The sequence below is a fragment of the Flectobacillus rivi genome (genome assembly GCF_030056655.1).
Lineage (GTDB): Bacteria > Bacteroidota > Bacteroidia > Cytophagales > Spirosomataceae > Flectobacillus > Flectobacillus rivi.
Genome location: NZ_JASHIE010000013.1, coordinates 219,228 through 227,803, shown reverse-complemented (window position 1 = coordinate 227,803; position 8,576 = coordinate 219,228). Strand labels below are relative to the sequence as shown.

At 37.6% G+C, this 8,576-nt stretch carries 4 protein-coding genes; 1 reads left to right on the top strand and 3 read right to left on the bottom strand.

The genetic code is table 11. The features are described 5' to 3' along the window. The 3 genes from QM481_RS18610 to QM481_RS18600 form a co-directional block, all read right to left on the bottom strand. Nucleotides 1-991, bottom strand: a 991-nt coding sequence (locus QM481_RS18610; RefSeq protein WP_283382856.1) for a PAS domain S-box protein, incomplete at its 3' end; no start/stop codon positions are given. Further along, the gene (locus QM481_RS18605) at nucleotides 984-1,421 is read right to left on the bottom strand and encodes a response regulator (RefSeq protein WP_283382855.1); all 438 of its coding nucleotides are present in this window, start codon (nucleotides 1,419-1,421) and stop codon (nucleotides 984-986) included. The genes QM481_RS18610 and QM481_RS18605, both read right to left, overlap by 8 nt. Before the next feature lie 15 nt (nucleotides 1,422-1,436). Next, nucleotides 1,437-4,769, bottom strand: a complete 3,333-nt coding sequence (locus tag QM481_RS18600; protein ID WP_283382854.1) for a PAS domain S-box protein — start codon at nucleotides 4,767-4,769, stop codon at nucleotides 1,437-1,439. A gap of 395 nt (nucleotides 4,770-5,164) precedes the next feature. Here QM481_RS18600 and QM481_RS18595 point away from each other — a divergent pair, with 395 nt between their 5' ends. Beyond that, entirely contained in the window at nucleotides 5,165-8,455 is a 3,291-nt protein-coding gene (locus QM481_RS18595; protein ID WP_283382853.1) for a glycoside hydrolase family 2 TIM barrel-domain containing protein, read from the top strand. The last annotated feature ends 121 nt before the right edge of the window (nucleotides 8,456-8,576 follow it).

Here is an 8,576-nt window from a genome sequence, read left to right as displayed (position 1 = left end):
CCTTCTGACTTATTTCCATGATTAATTCATCAAGCTCATGTGCAGAAGTAATGATATGTTCAAAAAACATACGCTTTTCGATTTCTGGCATCAATTTATTGTGTTCAAACATCTGGATAATTCCCATGATTCGTGCTAAGGGTGCTCGTACCAAATGTGACTGAATCCATGCTATCTCGCTAAGATTTCTATTCTGTAACTCGATAGACTCGATGTACTTAACTTTTTCGGTAATATCGTTGGCTAATACTACCCGTGCTTTTCGACCTTTATAATTAATTGGGTTAGCTCGGATTTCAACTAAAATGATTTCTCCATTTTTTTTGAGATGCTTAAATACTCCAACTGCAAAATACGGATTTATACTTCGTGTTTCTTGTACTTCTGCCATCAAAGCAGGTATCTCTTCTGAAGGGCGAATATCTGATATTTTCATTGACAAAAATTCTGAACGATTATAGCCATAATGTTTGATAGCGGCTAGATTGACATCCATAAAATCGAGCGTTTCTAAATCAAAAACCCACATGGGTTGCGGACTAAAGTCAAAAAGCTCGTTGTAGCGCTGTTCTGAATCGAGTAATTCTTGGCGCTTTTTACGACGCTCAATACAATAAATGATACTTTTATATAGGGTGGTAGGACGTAAATCGTCTTTTATGAGATAATCATCAACGCCCGAAGCGATTGATTTTACACTAAATGCTAAATCAGAATTACCTGATAAGATGATTACTGGAGAATCTTTGGAGATCAATAAAACAGCATCAATTAACGATTGACCACTTTTATCGGGCAAATACAAATCGAGCAGAATCATATCAAACTTTTCTTCAGGCTTTTGCAAAACTACTTGTGCCTGTCTGAAAGTTTGACAATGTGTGATTTGCGGCTCACGCATCATATCGTGGAGATAATCCTTGATGAGGATAAAATCTCCCATATTATCTTCAATGATAAGTACTTTGTAGGGAAATTGGTCTCTATGCATGATAACTTGGCGGTAATTGGACTAAGGATAGCCAAAAATTCTCAATTTGGTTTACAGCTATTTGAAACGATTTTACATCTACGGGCTTAGTAATATAGCAGTTAGCATGGTTTTCGTAAGCCATACTAACATCTTTGGGCGTCGACGAAGTCGTAAACATCACGACAGGAATATGCTTAATATGTTCAGTATTTTTGATAAATCGTAATACTTCATGTCCATTTTTTTTAGGAATATTTACATCCAATAGCACAAAATCTGGTAGAACTTCATGAGCATATTTTCCTTTTTTTGTTAAAAAATCCATCGCTTCTTTTCCGTTTCGAACAACGCTCAATTTATTGACGAGGGATGAATGCTCAAAGGCTTCTTTAGTAAGAAGAATATCTCCTTCATTATCTTCAACTAATAGGATGTGTCCTTTTTTCATAGTATCGTGTGCGGGTTATTTTTTTATTGAAAAGTAAAATGTACTTCCGTAGTGTTCGATTGATTCTACCCAGACTTTTCCGCCCAGCATTTCAACGATTTTTTTGACAATAGCCAAACCAATGCCTGTGCCAGGGTATTCTTCACGGGTGTGTAGACGTTGAAATATGATAAAAATGGTCTGAAAATATTCTTCTTCAATACCTATGCCATTATCTTTTACCGAAAAAATCCAATGAGTAAGCGTTTCGCTGGCTTCTATTTCTATGACAGGATTGATATCGGGTTTTCGGTATTTGAGCGCATTGCTAATCAAATTCTGAAAGATTTGTTCGATGCGAAGTTTACTCGAAAAAATAACGGGCATAAAACCAATCGTAATCTGTGCTTCATTATGTATAATCTCATGATGGAGTATACTTAAAGTATGGTTCAGCACTTCATTGATGTCGACCAACTGTTTTTTTTCTTCTATTCGACCAACCCTCGAAAAATCCAGCAAATCTAAAATAATCTGTCGCATACGCTTAGCGCCGTCTATGGCATACCAAATGTATTGCTTTCCTCGCTCGTCGAGAATCGCCTCGTATTTATGCTCAATCTGAGAAAGAAAATTGGTAATCATTCGGAGCGGCTCCTGCAAATCGTGCGAAGCCACATACGCAAATTGTTCTAATTCAGTATTAGACACTTCCAACTGTTTGATATATTCTTCTAGCTCAAGATTAAGTTTTTTTAGTTCTAATTCTTGTTGTTTTTGAATCGTAATATCGCGCCCAATCCCTAAGACACCCATAATATCACCTTTTTCATTCTTAACGGGCACTTTGGTCGACTCTAACCACAAATCGGGTTTCTCTGGGGTTTGGTGCAATTGTCCATAATTAAACAATGATTCGCCTGTTTGAAGAATATGTAAATCATGGTCATATCCGATTTTACCTAGCTCGTTACCAAACAGTTCCAAATCTGTTTTCCCCAAAACCTCTTGTTCATTTTCTGCTCCCAAAAACAAATAGTCTACGCGATTGCTAATAACTTTTCGAGCTTTCGTATCTTTAAAATAAACCGTCTCGGGCAAATTATCGATTAGTGTACGTAGTAAGTTGCGCTCTTCGTTAATGCGTTGATGAACATTTTTTTGCTCTGTGATATCACGGGCATATACGCTCATAATGTCTTCGGTAGGAAAACAACGAATCTCCACCCATTTGTTGATAGGTGCATAGAAAGACTCAAAGGTCACAGGTACCATATTTTTACGAGAATATTCCAGGTTGCTAAAAATATCTGTTTCAATACTTCCAGCGAAAACATCCCATATTACCTTACCTACGATTTGCTCTTTTGAGATACCTGTCAACTTGTTTGCTTGGGCATTCCAATAAGTCACAACCCACTCTTGGTTGAGCATCAAAAAGGTATCCCCTGTTGTTTCGAGAATATCATTTTTTTGAATAATCACCTCTTGGAGAGCTAATTCGTTGATTTTTGAATGATTTATATCTTGAATACTTCCGTAAAGGCGCTCGCATTTACCGTTGACAAAGTCGGTTTCGCCAATAATTCTAGCCCAACGCTCGGTACCATTTGGTAATATTATAATAAATTCTCCGTCCCATGGTTGTCCAGTCTGTATAGCTCTGTCGATACAGAAAAAGGCGCGTTCTCGATGTTCCCCCTCTTGATAAACTTCAACGAGTTTGTTGAGTGTGGTCAGTTTAAAATCATCTTGAGAATAGCCAAACACATCATGAATCGTATCTGATACAAATATGTTTTGAGATTGTAAGTTAATCTCCCAGCTTACTATTTTCGACATCAGACTAGTTTTTCTCAACAATTGCTGGAGCTTTCGTTCCTCAGTAATATCTCTTCCGATGGCTAACAAATGCCTTCCATCCATCCGTATTGACGAACGCCAAGCGATATTCAAAATTTGACCAGATTTAGTCAAATATCGATTTTCAAAAGAGTACACTTTCGAGAAATCCTTTTCTGACTTAAAAGCTTCAAGCGTGGGATTCTGGTCTCCTTGAAAGATAAATTCATAGAATTTTTTGCTCAATAGCTCTTGCTCTGTATAACCTAACAATTCGCAAAATGCAGGATTAACTCTCTTGAAAAAACCATCCAAGCCCAATATACAAATCATATCAGGGGCAAAGTCGAATATTTGTTTCAATTCTTCTTCAACCTGCTTCCGCTCTATTTCATTAATCAAAAGCTCCCCTAGCTTTTTGAACCAATCTAACTCAAATTCTGAAACTAAGCCTTTGGGCATTCCTAAAGTTAGCACTCCCCAAAGTCCTTTAGGAGTTTGCATCACAATACCTATGACTTTTGTATCAGGTAGTTCAAAGGTTTCGCACGTTTCTTCCTTTGAGGCAAATGCTTTCATAGCAAAATCTGCACCTGCTTTGGCATCGGGGAATATATAGTTTTGTTGACTCCCAAAGCGTATCATGTCATGGGTAAAACTATTGAGCCATATCTCAACATTTTTCAAGCCTAATCCATGGGTAATCAAAAGACTGAGTTCAGAAAGAATAAAATTTAGATTTTGGGGTTGCCTAAACAACGATCTAACTTTTTCTTTAAAGGCTTTTCTCAGCTCTTCATTTTTGTAAATAGTAATATCACGACCAAGCGACAGCCATTGAAGCAAATTTCCTGATTTATCATAAATCGGTGTGACAGAAATATTTAACCAAAACTTTTCACCAGATTTTTTATAACTTAAAAGTGAAAGCTGTATAGGATGGTCATTCTTTAATGATGTCCGCAAACGGCTTATCTCTTCCAAATCCGTTTCTAACCCAATAAACATCAATGGGTTATTCCCCAAAACTTCACTCAAGGTATATCCCGAAAGATTACAAAATGCTTTATTGGCAAATAAAATTTTGGGATCATCACAGCCCTCTTTAAATGTATCCAAAATAAGAATAGTATCGGTGGTATGTGCCACCACTGTCTCAAAAAGCTCAGGAAGATAAATACTGCTTTTCTCGGCAATAGTGATAATATGTAATATGTACTGGGTGTGATTTTCTTCAAAGTAACTATTTTGAATTTCGACCTCAGTATTATTCAAACTTATATACACACTATGGGTAGCCTTAGTAGAGACTGCCTCTTTCAAAGAGTATAAAGTTTCATTGAAATACATCTCGTTTTGAGAAAAAAGAGGCTGTAATTCCTCAAAATTCTGTTGACGAATTTGTATTTCGGTTAATCCTCCTGTGTAGTTCAAATAAGCTATGTTTAGCTCTACAACCACAAAGTTATTTTGCTCAACTTTGAAAAGAAGGTAGGGTTTTGAAATATGCTTTATAATATCCAACATGCTATGTTGATTTTAGTATAAACAATACGATTCAACCTCACTGGAATTGAGGTTGGTAATTTATTATTGAATACACTCAGGCAAATTTTCTTTCTACTAAAGCAAAATAGAATATATTACGTACTTTAAAAATGATTTTCGACAGAAAATTTTCTAAAGTTTCAACAGTTTTAATATTATCGTTACAATTTGTGTATTACTTTGCTGCTTTACCATTTAATTCTTTCATGAAAGTTCATAAACTCTGATAACATCATACAATCTCTTGTAAAAATATAGAATTTTTTAAAGGAGTATTAGAATTAATTTTGGCTTTCTTCCAATGTTTCTGTATCAAATTAGTTCGCGACAAAGACATCGGAAAGATTGTTAGTCTTGAATCTAATTGTATTTTCATGAAATATCTTACCTTTTCTCGGCTGGTATTAGCTTTTGTACCATTTACCTCTTTGGCTCAACTAGTTGATAAAACTCCTGCTCCTGTACCAGTTGTTCCTAGTGTTTACCAAGCCCAACCTTACGAAGACCCTCTGATAAATGGCATTAATCGAGAGCCCTCACGTGCCACTGCTTACTCGTATGCTACGGTCGACGATGCAATCCAAAAACCTCGAGAGCAAAGTGGGCGTTATATGTCGCTCAATGGTGATTGGGACTTTGCATTTGCTCTAAAACCTGGCGACGAGCCTCAGGATTTCTATCAACAAAAAGTGCAAGGTTGGAAAAAAATACCAGTACCTTCTTCTTGGGAAATGCAGGGTTATGACAAACCTATTTATAAAAGTGCCGTATATCCATTTCGTCCTGTCAACCCACCTTTTGTACCCAAAGACTATAATGGTGTAGGCTGTTACCAGCGAAGTTTTACTGTTCCTGCTTCTTGGAAGGGACAAACGATCAATCTACATTTTGGAGGAGTAAGTTCGGCTTATAAGGTTTGGCTCAATGGCAAGTTTGTAGGATATGCCGAAGATTCATTTCTCTCTTCGGAGTTCAACATTACTCCCTACTTGAAAGAAGGGGAAAATATTCTTTCCGTTTGGGTAATACGCTGGGGCGATGGCTCTTTTTTGGAAGATCAAGACCAATGGCGTATGAGTGGCATTCATCGTGAAGTTTTTTTACACGCCGAACCATGCCTTCGTATTGCCGATTTCTTTTATCAAACCAAATTAGGGAAAGACTCCAAAGAAGCTCTTTTTAGTCTTCGTCCTCGTATTGATAATTTTACAGGAAAACCTATTTCGAAAAAGACGCTTATCAAAGCACAACTTTATGATAAAAAGAATGCACCAGTCTGGACAGATCCGCTTTCTTGTACTGTCGAAAGTATTGTCAATGAAGTATATCCACGTTTGGACAATGCCAAATTTGGGATTTTGGAAAGTAAAGTAAACCAACCTCATCTTTGGAGTGACGAAGATCCCTATCTTTATACTTTAGTGATGTCACTGGAGGATAGTACAGGTGCGACTTTGGAGGCAAAAAGCTGTAAAGTAGGGTTTCGCTCAATTGATTTTTCTCCTAAAAATAGCAAATTATTAATCAATGGTCGTGAAACCTATTTATATGGTGTAAACCGACCAGACCACCATCCTACGAAAGGGAAAGCCCTATCAAGAGAAGACATACTAGCTGATGTTCAGACTATTAAGAAATTTAATTTCAATTGTATTCGTGCTAGTCACTACCCTAGCGACCCGTATCTGTATGAACTTTGTGACGAATATGGCATTTTTGTGATTGACGAAGCCAATCTAGAAACACATGGGTTGGGTGGTAAACTCAGCAATGACCCTGCTTGGACTGGTGCGTATCTAGAGAGAGGTAATCGCATGGCAATGCGCGACAAAAACCACCCTTCTATTATTTTCTGGAGTTTAGGAAACGAAGCAGGTCGTGGTCCCAATCATGCAGCGATGGCTGCTTGGTTGCATGATTTTGATATTACTCGCCCTGTGCACTATGAGCCATCTATGGGAAGTCCCAAATTGGATGGGTATATGGATCCGAAAGACCCACGTTACCTCAAACCCAACGATCATTCGCATCGAACTCAAAACCCTCTCGACCAGTATTATGTAGATATGGTCAGTCGAATGTACCCAGGCATCTACACACCAGAACTTTTGGCAAATCAACCTAACGGCGATACACGACCAATTTTCTTTTGTGAGTATGCACATGCGATGGGAAATAGTGCTGGTAATTTACAGGAATTTTGGGATGTATTCCGTAAAACCCCTCGTGTGATTGGTGGCTGTATTTGGGAATTTAAAGACCAAGGACTAGTAAAAACTGATTCTTTAGGTAAACCGTATTATGCTTATGGTGGAGATTTTGGAGAAAAATATTTCGATAATTTTACGATAAAAGGTGTAGTAAATGCCGATGGAAGCCCCAAATCTGCCATGTTTGAGGCAAAAAGAGTTTTTCAGGGAATAGAAGTAACTTGGCGTAATTTGAAGGAAAAGCAAATTCATATTCTTAATCGACACGCCAGTCGAAATGCGTCCTATTATGATATGCAGCTACAAGTTTTTGAAGATGGTTATTTAGTAAAAACAGTGGCATTGCCAAAGTTAAATCTAGAAGCAGGTAGTTCTTCTCAAATGAATATCGCTCCGTATTTGCCATCCTTAAAACCTGAGGCAGAATATCATATTCAGATTTCATTCTTGTTGCCAGAAACCTTGCCTTGGGCTACTAAGGGTTTTGTAGTAGCTAGTAATCAACTAGAAATCAAAGCTACTACAAAAAATATTGCTTCGAGCAACTCAAAAGCCAATCTCAAAATAGAAGAGAATTCCCAACAAATAATTGTTTCAGATAAGAGCTATAAAATCAGTTTCTCAAAAGAATCTGGTGCCTTAAATTCCTATTTGCTCAATGGGAAAGAGCAAATTTTCGCCCCACTCCTCCCCCATTTTTCTCGTCCATTGACTGACAATGACCGTCGTGGTTGGAAACCTCAGCGTAAAATGAAAGAATGGTATAACGTCCAATTGAAGGTAAAAGACCTAAAAACTGAAAAGTCGGATAAAGGCGTTTTGGTCACAACAAACTACAGTCTTGTGGGAGATAGTGCGAGTGTCAACATTCAATATCTCATTAACGCACAAGGTGTTATAAAAGTAACATATCACTTCACTCCTCGTTACAAATTACCAAATCTACCAAAAGTTGGTATGCAGATGGGGGTTCGTCGTGAGTTTGAGCAAATTACTTGGTTTGGTCGTGGTCCTATGGAAAACTATACTGATAAGCGTCAAGGAATGGATGTGGGTATCTATTCTCAACCTATTCAGGAGTTCATGGAAAATTATGTAGTGCCACAAGAAAATGGCAATCGTACCGATGTAAGATGGATGTTTTTGGGAAATAAGCAACAAACAGGTCTGTTGGTCGCTGCCGATAGCCTGTTGAGTATGAGTGCTTGGCCGTTCACTGAAGCCAATATTCAAGCAGCTAAACATACCTACAAATTGCAGGATGCAGGCTATATTACGCTCAACATCGACCTTGTGCAAATGGGTGTAGGAGGCAACGATTCGTGGAGTGACGTCGCTGCTCCGCTGGAACAGCATCAGATTCCTGCAAAGGATTATACCTACTCTTTCTATTTGAAACCAATGGCTTTGGGTAAAGAAAGTATCACGAATGTCAAAAGGAAGTTAGTTTTTTAGGGTAATTGTTGTAGGCATTAGGCAAAAGGTCTTTTAATTTCATAAAAACACCTTTATTTCTATAGGCATTCGGCAGAAGCATATCTTTGATTATTAAAGAATATTTCAAAACTAATTGCCT